Below are 16,800 nucleotides of genomic sequence, written 5' to 3' on the forward strand. Positions count from 1 at the left end.
TCGGACGTCCGAGCTTTAGGACGTCAGTTTCACGGCCAGCACGATCGCGGCCGTTTCGGACCGCAACACTCTGGGGCCGAGATCGACCCGGCGCCACCCCAAAGAAGCCGCCGCCTGAAGCTCATCCGGCGTAAAGCCTCCTTCCGGCCCGACAACCGCGACACGTGCGGCAGGTTCTGGATACGGCCCCCCAAGCACTGCGGCGGATCGAACTTCGCTTTCCACACGGCGTGCTACTGAATTCGAAGCCTCGCTTGCGCCACCGTCTGCTATCGCTTTCGGACACGCCCCCCCCGGATGGGCGATCCATCGAACCTCAGTGCTCGCGTGATCGTGCAGAAACGATGAAAAGGCGGTCGGCGCGGCAACCTGCATCAAACGATTGCGCCCACACTGCTTGGAGGCCTCGATCACCGCGCGTTCCAACCGGAGGACGGCGGCCGCGGTAGGACGAACGACGGTCCTTTCCGTGACAATGGGCACAAGAGCCGCCACCCCCAATTCGGTCAGCTTTTCGACGAGGAATCGTTCTCGCTCACCCTTAGGGAGGGGTACGCCAAGCGTCACCCGAAACGGCGACTCTCGATCCACCTCTTTCCGATCGAGGATGCGTAAACGCACCTTCTTGGGGAGTATCTCGGCCACCTCCGCTTGAAATTCGATGCCGGTACCGTCGAAAAGCGTGCAGCGATCGCCGGGCCGAGCGCGCATCACCCTCATAAGGTGGTGCGCCTCTTCTCCCTCAAGAGTGGCATTATCATCAACGACGGGTCGATTGAGAAAGAATCTTTGAGACATTTTGCCGCGATGCTCAGGGCGTTTCCGGATGAAGAAACCGCGATGATTTTACCGAAGATGAGCGATGAGGAAAAAGTGCCGCCGGACGATTGCGAATGCCCCCAATGCTCCGGACGTCCCAGGGAATGGATTGGTAGCACGCTCCGTTCGGCGCGTACACCCTTGTAGCGCCGCCGCAAGCCGGCGTGCCGCCGAGCAGTGCGCGGATCATCGATCGAAAGGGAGCGCCGTCTCGTGACCGGATCCGAAGCCTTCACGATCCTCGACTATTGGGGCCTTACGTCTTCTCCCTTTCCCGTTCGCCCGGCCCGCGGGGGAGTCCTTTGTACGGCATCGCAGGAAGAGGCCTTGGCTCGCATGGAGTTCATCGTCCGCCACGGACGCGGCGGCGGCCTCATCGTGGGAGCGGAAGGAACGGGAAAGACGTTGCTGCTGGAAATCTTCGTGACGCGGATCCGCTCTGCCGAGGCCTTTCTACTAAGCGCGGTGGGCATGGACGATGCGGAGCTGCTGCTTCGACTGGCGGAGAAGACCGGCGGCTTGCCCTCCGCGCGCCGCGATCCGTGGTATCTGCGGCAGGCCGTCGAGAGTCGGTTCGCGGCGGCGGCCTATCAACATCGCCGTTGGGTCTTGCTCCTCGACGACGTGGCAGCGGCGTCGCCGGAGATCGCGATCGCCTTGACGTACTTGTCGCGATTGCAATGGGAAGATTGCCCGCCGCCCGGCATATTCCTCACCGCACGTCCCGACGAAATCCGCCGGATTCCGCGGCCATGCTTGAGTCTCCTGGACCTACGTATCGAGCTGGAGCCGTGGGAGCCGGACGAGGTGGAGGCGTACGTCGCCCGGCAAGTCCGAGCCGCCGGTTGCGAAGATTGGAAAGCGGTTTTCGATCCGGAAGCCGTACGGAGGATCGCGGAATTGAGCGGGGGCATTCCCCGGGAAGTCAATCGCTTGGCGGATTTGTGTCTGACCGCAGCCGCGGGCGCCGACGTGCGGCCGATCCGTCCCGAACTCGTCGACGCCGTCCATGAGGAACTGTATCCCCAACGCGAACCGCCGGACACGGCTCGGCGGCGGTCGCGCGAATGGGAAATCCGCGTACACTAAGCAGGAAAAGCCGGCGGTGATCGCTTCGTCCCACCGCCGACTCGGCGTGCTCTCGGCGGCCGATCCCAGTCCGTCTCGTCCGGACGTCCCCAAAACCGCTTTCAAAAGGCCTTGGTGAATCCGGGGAGGGCGATCGGATACCGCCCCTGGGCATCGGCCTGCACCGGCGCGGGATCGTCCAGGCTGGTCCATTTGTCCAGATCCGGGGCCAAGACCAGGTCGGAGTTCAAGGCCTCTTCGAAGGTTACCTCTTGGCCGGATTCGATGGCCATCCGGCCCAAGATGGCCGTCAGGCACGACTTGGCGCACCGCTCGGTCTCGTTATAAGGGAGGTCCTTGCGGATGGCCTCCACAAGGAGATCCAACTCATACTGATAAGCATTGGCGGGCGGCCCTTCGTACTTCCAAATCTCGTTTTCCGCGGACCGCACGTGCGTCTTGTAGAGTCGCGGGTCCGGGATCCCTTCGCCGAGGACGCCGGAGCCTTCCGCACCATGGATGATATCGCCGAAAAAGCCCCAGCAATTGGCCATGTGCCGGCCCTGAGCGAAAAGTCGGGTACCGTCGGCGAACGTGTATTCGGCCGCGTAATGGTCGAAGAGCTGATCCGGCTCATTGCGGACTTGCCGTCCCCCCTGCCCTTGGCACGAGACGGGCCAGTCGTTCTTGACCCAGCAACAAACGTCGATATTGTGGATCAGCCAATCCACGATGAAACTGCCGTTCAACCACGTGAAGCAGCTATAGTTGCGGATTTGATGGGCCAACTCGCTCTCGCCCGGTTTGCGGGGCGAAAAGCCCACCGGCCCGTGCGCCCGATAAGCCCACGCCGTGATCACCTTGCCGATCGCTCCTTCGTGGATCTTGGCGACAATCTGTTCCAGCGGGATATAGTGTCGGCTCATCAAGCCGCCGGCGATTTTGAGATTCTTCGCCTCGGCGGCCTTGCCCGCGGCAAGGACCCTGCGAATGCCCGGACCGTCGACGGCGAAGGACTTTTCCATGAAGACGTTGCGTCCCTGCTGGACGGCGTATTCGAGATGGAGCGGGCGGAAGGCGGGGGGCGTGGCCAGCAGCACCAGATCGCCGGGATTCAAGGCATCGATCGCCTTGCGATAGGCGTCGAAGCCCGTGAACTGCCGATCCGGCGGAACGTCCATCTTGTCGGCGAATTGGCTTTGCAAGTTTCGCAGGCAGGCCTGGAGTCGATCGGGGAAGACATCCGCGAGGGCGATGAGCTTGATCGGCCCGGAGGTGGTGGACAAGGCGTTGGCGGCCGCCCCCGTCCCGCGCCCTCCGCATCCTACCAATGCCACCTGAATGGTGTTGTTCTCGGCGGCATGAACGAAGCGGGCCAAGGATGCGGCCCCAAGCGTTCCCGCAGCAGCAGCCGTTCCCATGCGTAGGAAATCGCGTCGATGCGGTTGATACGGCTTAGTCGCGTCGTGAGCCATGAGAATCGCCTTTCGCTGAGACAAAATCGGGTAGGCAGGAAGTACCGGCGTCTCGCAAAGCCGGTGCGGAATGGAGCGATCCGCTCCGGATCCGCAGCCGCCGGCTCGCAATCGCCGGTTCGGCAGTTCGCACTATAACGCGTGCGGCACGGGACGACAACTCACGCGATCAGTTTAATCGCCCGGGGAAGGCGACGCAAACCAAGGCACGCCGCGAAACCTTTCGGCGGTGCTTTCGCACGCCACGGCCGACACGCTTCAAGACCCTGCGTGCGGTCCGACCACCCGCGGGAGAATGAGACGCCCCAGCTCGGACAGCGCAACCGGCTCCCACGATTCCCGAGGTTCCGATTGGCCCGGGAATTTGATGAGCAGCGGTACGTGGCGTCGTTCCGGCGCGTCAGGGTTTTTCGGGAGGAGCGGATCGCGACGCCAACTATGGTCCGAGGTGAACACGATCAATGCGTCATCGAATCGCCCGGCGGCCTGGAGATGCTCCACGATTTCGCCGACGCGGCGATCGAGCAATCGCAAGTGCCGAAGGTAGTCCTCCGGCGTGCCGTACATCGTATCGAATCGCGAGTCGTAAGGCCCCCGGTAGCGCCCTTCTTCATCGAAAACGAACGGCCCGTGCGGCAGCGGCCAGTGAAACACCGCGAAAACGTCAGTCTGATTTCGATCCAGAACCCGAAACGTCTCCTCGACGATCGTTGTTACGTGACGCCGCCAATGACGGCTAAAGTGGATCGCTTGATAGCGGCGGTAGACCCAGCGCGAGAAGGGGTCCGTGATGAACTCGAGGTTGTACATCGCCAGTTCCCAAGTCCTTCCCGGCAAATCGGCGCGCTTCGGATCGTTGGGATATCCGCGGGCGGCGAAGGGACGCCCCCGGAAGAGCGTATGATAGGGATGATAGAAGCCGATCAAAATGGATTGGTAACCCGCCCGCGCCGGCCCGTCCAACAAAGTCGGCATCTCGTCCAGGGGTCGCAACCGGGAGTCGGTCCGCCAGACGGCATTTCCGCCGCGGAGCCCCAGCTCGCCCTCCGATTCCTGTAGTAGGAATCGGGGCAGCGAAACAAAGGTCGTATCGGCGGGCGAGAGAGCCCGATGGTAGACGTTCGCCCGTCGGGCAAAAGCCGCGAGATTAGGAAGCTGGGGTAGAAACTGCCCGTTCTCCAGACTCCGTTGGTACGACCATTCGTCGAAGACGAAGATGTACACCGGCGTCCGCGCGGTAGCGGGCGAGGCACCGAGAGCCGGCGATTGCGTCGTCGCAATCGGCGGGGAGTCCTGGCGGTCCCAGGGCGTCCACGAAAGCACCAAAAAGACGTAAATCACCGGGAGGGGCCACATCACCCGGGCAAAGACGGCGGCGACCTTCCACGCGCGATCTCGCACGAAGGCCAATGCCGCGGCGATGATCGCCCACCCCAACCAAAAGACCGGGTCGTACTTGCGCGTGAACCCCACACCGACAAAGGTCGAAGTCAACCAAGAGAGTACGAGATCGGCCAAGAGCAGGACGAAAACGAGTCGGGCCGCCCGCTTGAACCATTCCGCCCGAATCTTCGATGCTCCCCAGGCTGCGAGCGCAACCGCTAAGGCGGAGCAGAAGACCCCGAGCAGGATCGCGCCGGCGTCGAGGGGACTCCAGAAATCATGATAGCGATTGCGTTCGGAAGCCCAAGAGCCGATCTGGGCCGCGTACAGCCATCCGGCGCAACCCAGCCCCAAGGCCGCCCATTTGCCGATCGGTCGCAAGGCGTCGGACAGGCCGCGAAGCCGAATCATGGATCGATCCTTTCAACTCAGTCGCACCCGTCGATTCGGTCCGGGGGTAACGCACGGCGCGCGATCGCATCCGGGCAGAAGGACCCCGCGATGCCCCGAGCCGTTCCAGCGCTCTCCCTCGGCTTCAACGTTTTCGCATCCAGAATAGGATTCGCTTGGAGTGCGGCACCGCGTACTCCTCCACGACGGCGAATCGCTCCGCGAAGACCCTGCGGCACGTCGCCGGGGTCAAGTGCTGGAAGGAGTCGTGCCGAAACCGGGTGAGACGTTGAAACATATCATCGTCGGGAGGGACGAACTCCAGCAGTAAGTGTTCCCGCGTCAGATCGTCAAATAGGTCGCACACGGCGGCCAAGCTGAGGTTGCCGCTCACGACGAGGTGGTGGATCAGGGCCAAGGCAAACACGCAGTCGGCCTGCGCCCGTTCGTAGAAGCTGGGACGTTCCGCCAGGCGGAAGCCGAGCGCCGGGCTGGGGCTGGTGACATCGACCACCAAGGGCAGGATCGACGCGGCCGCGTCCTTGGCCCGGCGATAAAGGACGTCGATCGATGCGGGGTCTTGATCGACCGCCGTAACCGCGCAACCCATCTCCGCCGCCGACAAAGAGTATGCCCCCGTGTTGCAACCCAAGTCCAAAACGGTCGCCGGAGAGGTCGCCCGCAACATCCGACGGACGAAGGCTTTCTTACCCTCTTCGGCCTCGGCGTCGTAATTGCAAAGCGTGGAGTACCTTGCCCACAATCCCGTGGGACGATACGCATTCCGGAGCTTGACGATCTTGCGGCGGAGCCGTTGCAAGTTCATCCGGACCGGCTCGCGATTCACGGAAGGCGGGGCTGCATGGGAGAGGGCGCGTCCCGGACGCCGTTCCGCAAGTCGCTCCAGCAGCCAAGGAATGGTCACGTCCAACCACAGCGAAGGACGCCAGCGACCGAACGAGCCGAAGCTCCGAACCACGGCGTTCGAATCCCGGCCGTCCAGGTTTCCCAAGAAGTACGATCGCAAATCCCAGCCCCGATGGCGATGCAAGAGCAGCGGGTACAAGAACGTGCGCTGGAACTGGCCGAGTGCATACCAAAGATCCAGCCGGTGCGGCCGCTCGATCGAAGGCAAATCGATGAAGACCGGGCGCGTGCCGCGAAACTGCACGTTGAAGGGAGTGGCATCCTTGAGGGAGTATCCGGCTTCGATCGCCTCCAACTGGAGATCAAGCGTGAGCACCGCCGCGTCGGCCAGCATCGAAAACGACCACTCGTAGGGGAAGCTGACGGGCGATATTCGTTCATGTTCCAGAAAGCGGTGATAGCCGGGATGCTCGGCTTCCAGCACCCCTCGCAGGGACGGCTCGTCCACGAACCGCGACTTCACCAGCAGGCCGCGCTCCACCCACCGCGCAAGCAAGCCCGACGTTTCCAGCTTGGACAAGGTCTCGAAACAGGCGTCATCGATGGCACGAAAAACGCGGCCTTCACGAAAGAAAACGTAACCGGACGGATCACGATAGGAACCGCGGACACGCTGAGACCGATTTACGGCTGGGCAGGTGCTCATCGTCGAAAGACCTCGAAGACGCGAAGTTCCGTGAGTGTTCCGTGAATGTCCGTCACGGCTCCGGCCTTAGCCAAGAGACCGGGGCGAGGTAAGCCGGGGAAAGAAACTTCCGTTGGAAAGTTGCGCTAGGCCGCCCGTCGTTTGGTCGCGGGTGTATCAGCGCTTGGCGGGAAAGATGGTTCCGCCGCTTGGGAGGTCCGCGATCGCGGGGAAAACAGACCCTTTACGAAGGCCGTGATCCGGCCGAGAAAGGCCACGCTGCCGATCAGGCCGGCGAGCAGAACCTGCAATAGGATTGTTCCCGAACCTGGATCGATGTACCCGAGAATGAGAAGGTCGCCCATGGCCCGTCCTTGGAAATTGCACTAATGCCTCCGGCACGCCCCCGAGAGCCGTCTCGAGGACTGCGAGAGACGGGATGAATCGGCGATCTATTAACAAAAACCGGCTGCACGGGCAACGCCGATTCGTTTTCCGCGTACCGAACGGCCCGGTTTCAAACGCGGCATCCGCCATTGGGACGCACTCCGTCCCGTCGGGAAACCGGACTGCGATGGCGGTAAAAAGTCGGCGACGGCAAGACCGACGGCACAAGAACTGTCGGAACCATCTCCGCCCATCACCTGCGAGAACGGCGGCAGGCCGACACAACGGACCGGATTTGCGGCGGCAACGAGAGCTACGCTGACAGCCGTCGCGCCGACGCCATGGCCGGGCGATCCGGAAGGGAAAAGCGGGCAACTATTTCTTCTTGCCGCCTTTGCCGGTTTTGGCCCGGGCGGCCAACAAGGCCTGGGCCTCGGCGGGAAGTTGGAAGGGCCGATTCTTGATCCGCTTGGTAATTTTTCCCGCGCGGATGCACTGCGTGCACACCCGGACACGCCGCGAGGTCCCGTTTTCGTCCGTGATGCGGACGCGTTGAAGATTCGGGCGGAACTTCCGCGGAGAAATCCCGGTCACTTTCGTACCCACGCCGCCCAGGTATTTCGCCTTACCGCGGGTGGTGACTTGGTTTCCGAAAGAGGGGTGCTTTCCGCAGATTTCGCATTTTTGAGGCATGGAAGGAATCTCCAACGCACATTTCGTGCCGTGCAAGATTCCTCATTATGGCGTAACGCGTCCGCGGCTGCAAGGGCTTCAAGATACCTGATGCGAGCTACCCCACGCTCTGCGAGACGAACCGGATCTCCGGCACCCGCTAACGCGAACGCGAGTCCGCGCGCTTTCCTCCGAGCAGAGACGCCGGAAGGTTTTAAAACCGCAACCGTTCGGGCAGCAGACCGCGAATGCGGTCCATGAATCCGGCCGTCTTCTCCGGCTGCTTTTGCGGCGGCGGGTTCCGTACTTGCGGCTGCGGCTGTGGTTCCGTCTTCCGGCCGACCATGATATCCGCACGCGGGACGTTATGAACGAGGTACTGCGGCCAAAAGCCCTCCAGCATCCGAATACAGTCCGCGATTTCACCGTTGTGGAACTTGGCTTCCAGGGGCGCAATCAGTTTGAACAGCTCCAAACGCTCCGGTTTGGTGAAGGCCAAATCGCACAATTGCACGTCGTCGATCCAGACTTCGCCGGGACCGGTCAGGGCAAATCGCAATTGCAGCGGAGACAAGCCCGTCATCGGCAGGTCCCTGACTTCGATAACGATCGGAGACCAGGCGACATCCACGGCCGGCACGCCGCGGCCGGTGGGGGAGACGCCCACCTCCGCGAACCGCACGAACGGTTCACCGCGTTGTTCCCCGGCCAAGACCACGCGCAACGGAGGCTGCCAACGAGCGTCCCGAGTGCGAACCCACAGCGAGATCGTGAGGCGTCCCGTCCGGGGCGAGGGGAACGGCCGACTGACGACGCTGACCTCGGGTCCGTTCGAGACCATATAGAGCGAACTCTCGCCGCCGTGCTTGACGGCGCGATCCAGGCGAATCTCTCCGCCGGCCGGCGCGAGAGCATTCCAGCCGTGAACGGCGGCCTCTCCGTTCCGCGGCTCGAACTCGGCGTTTTCCAACGCGACATAGGCGGGGGGAGAGCTTAAGGTCGCCGCCCGCTCATTCAGTTCTCGAACCAGCGCCTCGACGGCCTGCGTCGTTTCCGGCGGCCAAACGACTTTCACCTCTTGAAACGACACGTCCGGCGATGAGGCGCGCACCGCCAGCAAATCGTAGGGATCGAGTTCCAGCGTCCAAACGGCGGTTCCGTCCTCCCCGCGCCTCGGCGGGGCCAAGGTGCGTGCTCCGCTCAGCTCTCGAAATGCCGTTCCGGCCGGAAATCGGAGTTTCGCTTGCACGGTCACCGGAAAGGCTGCCTCATTGACGCAATAGAAAAACGATTCCGATCCCCGCCGAGCCTTGCGAATCCGCACCGGCTGTGTAGTCCCGCCGACTTCCTCCGGGGCGAGGTCCTGGAAGGGCAAATTCGGCAGGCGCCGGTAAGCGGCAAACCATGTGCGGAGGATCGGCTCCTGTCCGCGCGGTATCCGCCAACCGCCGTCGCACATGATTTGGGCATCGGTTTCCGCCAAAGCGCGGCTGAATCGGCGTCTGGCCTCCCAACCGCCCGACGTCGGCTGCGTCAAGATGGACAAATACGAGGGTTGAATCGGACTGACCGCGTCGAAGCCCGTCAACCGCAACTCTTGCGGAGGGTGGTAAAACAAGACCCCCGGCACCGGTGACTGGGAGCCTCCCTGCAAACCTAGTAGCAGTTGGGCCATCTCGTATTCCGAAGATCGCACACTGAAATCGGCAAAGCCGACCACGCGGCGCGGCTGCAAGAACACGATGTTCGGCTGGGTATAGAAGTTGCGCGGTTGCAAGCCGATCTCCAAGCCGACTTGCGTCGGGTCCGGCCGGTCCAAGAGGCTCGGCCGCAATCGATCCTCCCAATCGCGGCCGACGAACATCGTGGGCGCCAACAAAAGCAGCTTGCCGTCCGGCCGCACCGCCGCCAACTCTTGGTACACGCGGGTATAGAAGCTTTCCAGGCGTTGGGCACGCCAGCGCAGCCATTGCGAGCGGTAGCGTCCCAGCAATAATTCGGCGCGCACGGCAAACCGATTCTCGCCGGTCTCCGGGAGGTCGACGCCGGTCTCTTCCTCGAATCGCGCGGCGGTGGCGTCGTCCATGCCCCATTCCGGACCGGGCAGTTGGACATAACCGTAAGCCGAGATCTGGATTCCCAAGCCGGCCAAGGAAGGATGATCGCGATACCGTTCCAACAGCTCGCGAACCGCGGCCAAGATTCCCTCCTGGACCTCGGGCTGAAGGATGTTGTAGTACGGCGCCATGCCGCGGTAGGGAGGTTGAACCTCATGCAGGGCGCGACCGTCGGGGCCGATCCACCGCCAACCCCGCTTCGCCGTCCCGCCGCGACCGATGGCGGTCTCCAAATCCGGCAACGGCATGGAGAAGTCCACGGCCGGTATGAATGACAGGCCTTCCCGGTCGAAGAGCCGCAGGAGGACTTCCGGAAGGTCCTTTCTCACCGGATCGTCGCCGTCCGGCGCGAAGCATCCCGAGTCGAATCGTGGGGTGGGGCGCAGTACCCGGCTGGGATACAAGGCCGTCCCGTCGGCCGCTACGGACATCACCAGGCAGTTGTATCCGCCGTAGTTCAAATACTCGGTCAGGCGCGATGCGGCCAGGAAAAACGTCCGCCAATCTTCGATTCCTTGGCGACGGAACGGGCCGGGGACATCCGGGCCTTGAAACTCGGCGGCGAATAATGGGCGGTGGAGATAGGCGGCGATCCACCGCTCCGTGGGAAAGACCTCGGCGGGGAAGAGCTCGGGCAATCGCCGCCAACCGGCGTAGACCTGAATCTTGCCGCGGACCAACGGTAGGTCCGGCCGTCCGGCGGCCAAAACCAAGAGCGGATGCTCCGTCCGCGGCCAAAAGATGACATGGTGCCGGATCCAATCCGATCGGGCGGGAGCGCCGATCCCGTTCACGCCCGCATGAACTCCGCAATCCAACGTGGGCGGGTGAATCGCCCCCGCCGCGTTCGGCTCCAAAATGCTCACCGCCATGACCTGCTCGACATCGGCGGGAAGCTCGATTTCGAGGACGTGCGGCAAACCAAGCTCGCGGACCGGCAAGGAAAGTGCTTCCCAAGCCGGCTCCGCGCCGGCGGACGTCAGTTCCACCATGGCGCCGTTGGGGCCTTCACGCGTGCCGCGGCGGCCGCTACCCAAGGCGTCGCCCCGATTCCAAACTCCCAATCGCCCAAGATGCTGCGCGATCAAGGGAAGCCGCTCCCAAATGACGGGGTTGGTGGCCGGTACCGCCTCGCCGATGACCGTCAAGGTTCCCACGGGAGATTCCTCGACCGGTTTACTCCTGCCCAGCACCACGATCTGCACCCGTCGCGTCGCCAGCACCGTCGGCGCGGCGAAGGGCCGCATCACGGCTTCCGAAAGCCGCGGTCGGCCCGTGGAAACCACATCCAGGATGATCTCGTAGACGCCTTCCTCGCGCGGGGCCGTCAAGCGGATGGGTATTTTTGCGCCGGGCATGAAGGAAAAGTCGTGCTGAATCGCCGCGGCGGGTTCTCCCGTCCCGCCGAACCGCGGCAACGCGATCTGGGGCAGGACGCTCCGCGATCCCTCTTGCGCATTTCCGCTCCACCGGGGCCGCGCTAATTCCGCGCGGAGCATCAGTCTCGCCCCCGGCGCCGCCACCCCCCGCGGTTCCACCTCCAAGTCGATGGCTTCCTCGGGGTCGAACACCAAGTGCGGTCTCGAAAGAGTGACGTGCAGAGTGTCGCCCGGTATCCGCTCCACGAAGAGCCGATTGCCTTGGCCGTCCAGATCGGCATGGAAAACCGACTGCTTCGCCAGATCGCCCAACCGGAGCAACAGGGGCGAGCTTGCCGGTTCGCTTCCCGCCCCGACGGAAACGCGAACCGTGGTAGCCTCGCTTCCTTCCACCCAGATATCCACGCCGTCGAAGAATCGCGGCGAGGGAGCGCCCAACCGAAGCCGGCCGTTCAGCCAAACGACGGCTGCCGCTTCATCCACCTCCGACCCGATGGGACGCCAATCGCGAATCGAACCGTCGCTCACGGCGATCTCGCCGCGCCAGGCGAGGGGGGTTTCTCCACCCCAAGAAATGCGTAACCCCACCTCCTCCGCCCAAACCGCACCATGCCGAGCGGCCGACAGAAGCAGGACAGACCAGACCAAGAACGGCACGACGCAAGCTCGCCGGCGAGGCGCGCAACGCTCTTCCTCCGACGAGGGCGAAACGGCCTCGGCAGCAAGGGATTTGGGTCGGTGAGAGTTCGGACCTCCTTGTCCGAGCATAGTCCCCTCTGCGCTCCCTGCACGAGCGAACGATGCCGACCGTGCAAGCTACGCTTCCTTGCGAAGATCCCACCGGTTGGAAGGCAGCACGAGTCCGGCGGTGGGCGACATTCCAGCACGCGGATTATAGTGATCCGGCTCCGATCCAAGCTATCCCATTTTTTCCATGCCCGACTTGCGAGGGGCATCCTCCGGTATTGACGAGGAGCATGGGGCCATCGCCTTGACGGGTCCGAACGCTGGGGGAAAATGAAGCTTTCGCTCCACGGCGTGTGAGAAGAGAGGCTAAATCGTGTCGAAATTCGCAGTGATCTTGCCGGCGGCGGGGGCCAGCTCCCGTTTTCGCGACCGAAGCTACAAAAAACCCTTCGCCCCGTTGGCCGGTCGGGCGGTTTGGCTGCATTCCGTTCACCGCTTCCTGCAACGGCCGGATGTCGTCCAAGTCATCGTCGCCGTGTCTCCCGACGACCAGGAGTTTTTTCGCGAGAAATTCGCTTCGGAGATCGCCATTCTCGGAGTTCAGGTGGTGGAAGGCGGCAAGGAGAGGGCTGATTCCGTGCGCCATGCGCTGGCCGCCGTAAAGCCGGAGGCCGACTTCGTGTGCGTCCACGACGCCGCCCGACCTTGTCTGGCCGATCCCTGGATCGACGCCGTTTTCGCGAAAGCGGAAGAGACGGGCGCCGCCATCCTGGCGATCCCCGCCGTCGCGACCCTGAAGCAGGTGGGAGCGGATGAGGTGATCGTGCAAACGCTTCCTCGCCAAGGGATTTGGGAGGCCCAAACCCCCCAGGTCTTTCGCCGCGATTGGCTGATCGAGGCGTGCGAGAAAAGCGGAATCCAGCCCGTCACCGACGATGCCCAATGGCTCGAAAGGGCCGGCCGCAAGGTTCACGTCGTGCCCGGTTCGAGTTTGAACATCAAAATCACGACCCGGGAAGATCTGCGATTGGCGGAGAAGATCCTGGACGTGCTGCCGAAACCCCGACTCGCCGAACCGCGGCACCCTTTCGCGGATGACGATCTTTGGCGCTGACGGCCCCCAAGCGTGCTCGTTTTAGGAGCCTGTGAGCCCCGCCCGAAAGGTGTTTCGCCGCGGATTCTTATCAGCCGTCCTCGGCATCCTCAGAATCAAAAGAGCCTAACAACCATGCCCAACTTCGACGTTGTAGCGGACTTGCGTCTCCGCGGTTTGATCCACCAGACGACGGACGATGCCGGCCTGGCATCCTGGCTTCTGCAAAAGTCGCGAACGCTGTACGCGGGGTTCGATCCCACGGCGGACAGTCTCCATGTCGGTCACCTGATGGCCCTGATGATCCTGCGGCGTTTTCAAAAGGCGGGCCACCGCCCGATCGCCCTGATCGGCGGGGCCACCGGCATGATCGGCGACCCTAGCGGCAAGAGCGAAGAGCGGAAACTTTTGTCCGAGGAGCAACTGCGTCACAACGTCCGCTGCGTGGAACGGCAACTCCGCCGCTTTCTCGATTTCCAAGGCTCGGCCAATGCCGCCCTGCTGCTGAACAACTACGACTGGATGGGGCAATTCGGCTACTTGGAGTTTCTGCGCGAGGTGGGCAAGCACTTCCCCGTCAATGTGATGCTCACCAAGGATTCCGTCCGCCAGCGGCTGGAGCGGAGCGATGCCGGACTCAGCTACACCGAGTTCAGTTACATGCTCCTCCAGGCCTACGACTTTGTTCATCTCTTCCGCCGGTACGAATGCGAATTGCAAGTGGGGGGAAGCGACCAGTGGGGCAACATCACGGCGGGAATCGATCTCGCCCGGCGATTGCACGGCGTCCAGCTCCACGGGCTGACCTGTCCGCTATTGACGAAGAGCGACGGCACCAAAATGGGCAAAACGGAGTCCGGCGCGTTGTGGCTCGACCCCGCAAAGACCAGCCCTTATCGCTTCTATCAATACTGGATCAACGTCGAGGACGATCTGGTCGAAAAGTGCCTCAAGTATTTCACCGATTTGCCGGTGGAGGAGATCGACGACGTCGTTTCGCGGCATGGCGCCGCGCCGGAGCAGCGACTGGGGCAACGCACGTTGGCGACCGAGTTGACTCGGCTGGTGCACGGCGCGGAGGGCTTGGAGGCCGCCGAACGCGCGACCGAGGTCCTATTCGGCGCTCCCATCGAACGGATTTCCCCTCAAGAATTGAACGATATCTTCGCCGACGTGCCGAGCAGTGCCGTGCCTCGAGGATTGCTGGAGGGCGAGGGCTTGCCGCTGATCGACGCCTTATGCGCAGCCGGCTTGGCCAAGAACAAGAGCGATGCGCGGCGCGTGATCCAGCAAGGCGGCGCCTACGTCAACAACGTCCGCTTCGGCGACCTGGACGCCCGGCTGACGGTGCGCCATTTGGTGGGAGACGCAGCCGTGGTCCTGCGCGCCGGAAAGAAGCGCTACGCCCTCCTGCGCTTCGATTCCTAGGAACGCGTGTGACTTCGCGGTATCCGGAAGGGAATCACGGCGATCAGGAACCGACCCCCGCGGTCTGTCGTTTGCGGCGTTGAGCGATGATCTCTTCCTGAACGGAAGACGGCACGCGCTTGTACCGACAAAACTCCAGCGAGAATGTGGCCTGTCCCTGCGTCAAGCTCCTCAACACGGTGGCATAGCCGAAGGTTTCGGCCAGGGGCACTTCGCCGGTGATTCGGGCGATCGGTCCCATGACGGTGGAGCCGGTGATCAACCCCCGCCGCCCGATCAGGTCGCCCACCACGTTGCCTTGGCAGGCCTCGGGGCACTCGACCTCGATCCGCATAATCGGCTCCAAGAGGACCGGCTGCGTCCGCGGGAAGGCCTCGCGCATGACCGTCTGGGCACAAATCTGGAATGCCAGGTCCGAGCTGTCTACCTCGTGATACGAGCCGTCTTCGACGAGGACATGCAGACCGACGATGGGATAACCGGCCAGGGGCCCCTTCTCCAGCGAAGACCGCAGCCCCTTTTCGATGGCCGGGATGTACTGTTTCGGGATCCGCCCGCCGACGATCGCCTCCTCGAAAAGAAAGCTCTCTTCCGCGTCCTCGGGGAGCGGCTCCATGCGGCCGACGATGTGGGCGTACTGCCCCGAACCGCCGGTCTGCTTGCGATGGCGGACGTTGAATTCGGCGGGCTGGGTGGGCGCCTCGCGGTAATTGACCTTGGGTGCCCCAACCACCACTTCCACTTTGTATTCGCGGCGGAGGCGTTCCACGTACACGTCCAGGTGCAACTCGCCCATCCCGGCGATCAAGGTCTCGCCGCTCTCCTCATCGGAAAGGATCTGGAGAGTGGGGTCCTCGCGGCGGAATCGCGACAAGGCCTTGGCCAAGCGATCCGCTCCGCCTCGCTCCACCGGCATGATCGCCATCTTGATGACCGGCTCGGGGACGAACATGCTCTCCAGGGTGCCGAATCCGGCGAGCGAGGAATAGGTATCGCCGCTGGCGGCGTCGATACCCAGCACGCCCACGATGTCGCCCGGACCCGCCCCCTCGATCTCCTCCCGCTTATCCGCGTGCAATCGCACGATCCGGCCGAAACGCTCCCGTTTGCCGGTTCGTTGGTTGTAGTACGATTCGCCCTTGGCGATGCAGCCTTGGTAGATGCGGAACAACGTCAACGCCCCATAGGGATCCTCCACCAACTTGAAGGCCATCGCCACCAGAGGTTGATCGGGGTCGGCGGAAAGCGCCAGCGTCGGCTCGGTTCCTCCCGGCGGAATCGCCTTGACTTCCGTCTCGGCGGGCGAGGGCAGCAACCGGACGACCGCGTCCAGCAGCGGCTGAACGCCCTTGTTCTTGAAAGCCGAACCCAAAAACACCGGGGTCAATTGCAGGCTGCAAACCGCTTCCTTGGCCACACGATAAATCAGATCCAGCGACGGCTCCTCCTCGGCCAACAGTACCTCCAGCAGTTCGTCGCTGTACATGGCCAGCGATTCCAGCATCTGCCGCCGTGCCGCCAACATCTCCTCACGCATGCCGTCGGGCACCGCTTCGCGGCGGACCCGCTCGCCCTCCTCGCCGTCGAAATAGACCGCCTCCTGCGTCACCAGGTCGATCACTCCCTGGAAATTCGATTCGCGACCGATCGGCAATTGCATAAGGACCGCATCGCAGCCCAGCCGATCGTGCAACTGCTTGACGACTTTCCAAGGGTCGGCCCCCACGCGGTCCATTTTGTTGATGAAGGCCAGCCGGGGAACGTGGTAACGCCGCATCTGCCGGTCGATGGTCAGCGATTGGGCCTGCACGCCGCCCACCGCGCATAGCACCAGAATCGCACCGTCCAAGACGCGGAGGCTCCGCTCCACCTCGACCGTGAAATCCACGTGGCCCGGGGTATCGATCAAATTGATCTTCTTCCCCAACCAGGAAACCGACGTAGCCGCACTCGTGATGGTGATTCCGCGTTCCCGTTCCAGCTCCATATAATCCATGGTGGCGCCGGGCCCCTCGCCGCGGACCTCGCCCATGCGATGGATCCGACCGGAGTAATACAGAATCCTTTCGCTCAGGGTGGTCTTCCCCGAGTCGATGTGCGCAGAAATCCCGATGTTTCGGGTATTATCGATATCTTGCCTGTCAAAACCCATAAGCTAACCGTTCGACGCCAAACCACGCCCTGTTGAGTCCGCAAGCGCCTGCCGTCGGGCAAGCGCGAAACCATCAATTTTACCCGCCGGCCGCTATTCGGTCCAATACGGACACCGCGAAATTACTTGGCCGGTTTTCGCGTTTGCCGGTCCCCGCAACGAACGCCGACGGAGACGCCGCCAAATCTGTTCCGGCGC

10 protein-coding genes are annotated in these 16,800 nt (G+C 63.0%); 3 read left to right on the forward strand and 7 right to left on the reverse strand.

The window, feature by feature from the left end:
• Positions 1 to 15: 15 nt before the first annotated feature.
• On the reverse strand, positions 16 to 798 hold the full coding sequence (locus tag ACZ5B4_RS09810) for a 16S rRNA (uracil(1498)-N(3))-methyltransferase (RefSeq protein ID WP_464911046.1): 783 nt from the start codon (positions 796 to 798) through the stop codon (positions 16 to 18).
• 234 nt (positions 799 to 1,032) lie between these two features.
• Between ACZ5B4_RS09810 and ACZ5B4_RS09815 the strand changes: the two genes are divergently transcribed.
• Complete coding sequence (locus tag ACZ5B4_RS09815; protein WP_464911047.1) at positions 1,033 to 1,908, forward strand: ExeA family protein; 876 nt, start codon at positions 1,033 to 1,035, stop codon at positions 1,906 to 1,908.
• 101 nt (positions 1,909 to 2,009) lie between these two features.
• Here ACZ5B4_RS09815 and ACZ5B4_RS09820 read toward each other — a convergent pair whose 3' ends face one another.
• From ACZ5B4_RS09820 to ACZ5B4_RS09840, 5 genes are all read right to left on the reverse strand, one after another.
• On the reverse strand, positions 2,010 to 3,362 hold the full coding sequence (locus tag ACZ5B4_RS09820; protein ID WP_464911048.1) for a Gfo/Idh/MocA family protein: 1,353 nt from the start codon (positions 3,360 to 3,362) through the stop codon (positions 2,010 to 2,012).
• 258 nt (positions 3,363 to 3,620) lie between these two features.
• Positions 3,621 to 5,156 carry a sulfatase-like hydrolase/transferase gene (locus tag ACZ5B4_RS09825; RefSeq protein ID WP_464911049.1) on the reverse strand — a complete coding sequence of 512 codons (1,536 nt, stop codon included), beginning with the start codon at positions 5,154 to 5,156 and terminating at the stop codon, positions 3,621 to 3,623.
• A 124-nt stretch (positions 5,157 to 5,280) separates the two neighbouring features.
• Complete coding sequence (locus tag ACZ5B4_RS09830; RefSeq protein WP_464911050.1) at positions 5,281 to 6,708, reverse strand: methyltransferase domain-containing protein; 1,428 nt, start codon at positions 6,706 to 6,708, stop codon at positions 5,281 to 5,283.
• Between the two features lie 741 nt (positions 6,709 to 7,449).
• Positions 7,450 to 7,767 (reverse strand): 50S ribosomal protein L28, encoded by a 318-nt coding sequence (rpmB, locus tag ACZ5B4_RS09835; protein WP_464911051.1) that lies wholly within the window; start codon positions 7,765 to 7,767, stop codon positions 7,450 to 7,452.
• A gap of 193 nt (positions 7,768 to 7,960) precedes the next feature.
• Positions 7,961 to 11,899, reverse strand: a complete 3,939-nt coding sequence (locus tag ACZ5B4_RS09840) for a family 10 glycosylhydrolase (RefSeq protein WP_464911052.1) — start codon at positions 11,897 to 11,899, stop codon at positions 7,961 to 7,963.
• A gap of 403 nt (positions 11,900 to 12,302) precedes the next feature.
• Between ACZ5B4_RS09840 and ispD the strand changes: the two genes are divergently transcribed.
• Both ispD and tyrS read left to right on the forward strand, forming a co-directional pair.
• Positions 12,303 to 13,043, forward strand: a complete 741-nt coding sequence (gene ispD / locus ACZ5B4_RS09845) for a 2-C-methyl-D-erythritol 4-phosphate cytidylyltransferase (RefSeq protein ID WP_464911053.1) — start codon at positions 12,303 to 12,305, stop codon at positions 13,041 to 13,043.
• A 114-nt stretch (positions 13,044 to 13,157) separates the two neighbouring features.
• Positions 13,158 to 14,450: a tyrosine--tRNA ligase gene (tyrS, locus tag ACZ5B4_RS09850; protein WP_464911054.1), complete on the forward strand. Its 1,293-nt coding sequence runs from the start codon at positions 13,158 to 13,160 to the stop codon at positions 14,448 to 14,450.
• 43 nt (positions 14,451 to 14,493) lie between these two features.
• Here the strand turns inward: tyrS and fusA are convergent, their stop codons facing one another.
• A complete protein-coding gene (gene fusA, locus ACZ5B4_RS09855) occupies positions 14,494 to 16,602 on the reverse strand; it encodes an elongation factor G (protein WP_464911055.1) in 2,109 nt (702 codons plus the stop codon).
• Between the last annotated feature and the right edge of the window lie 198 nt (positions 16,603 to 16,800).

This window comes from Thermogutta hypogea, from assembly GCF_055386265.1.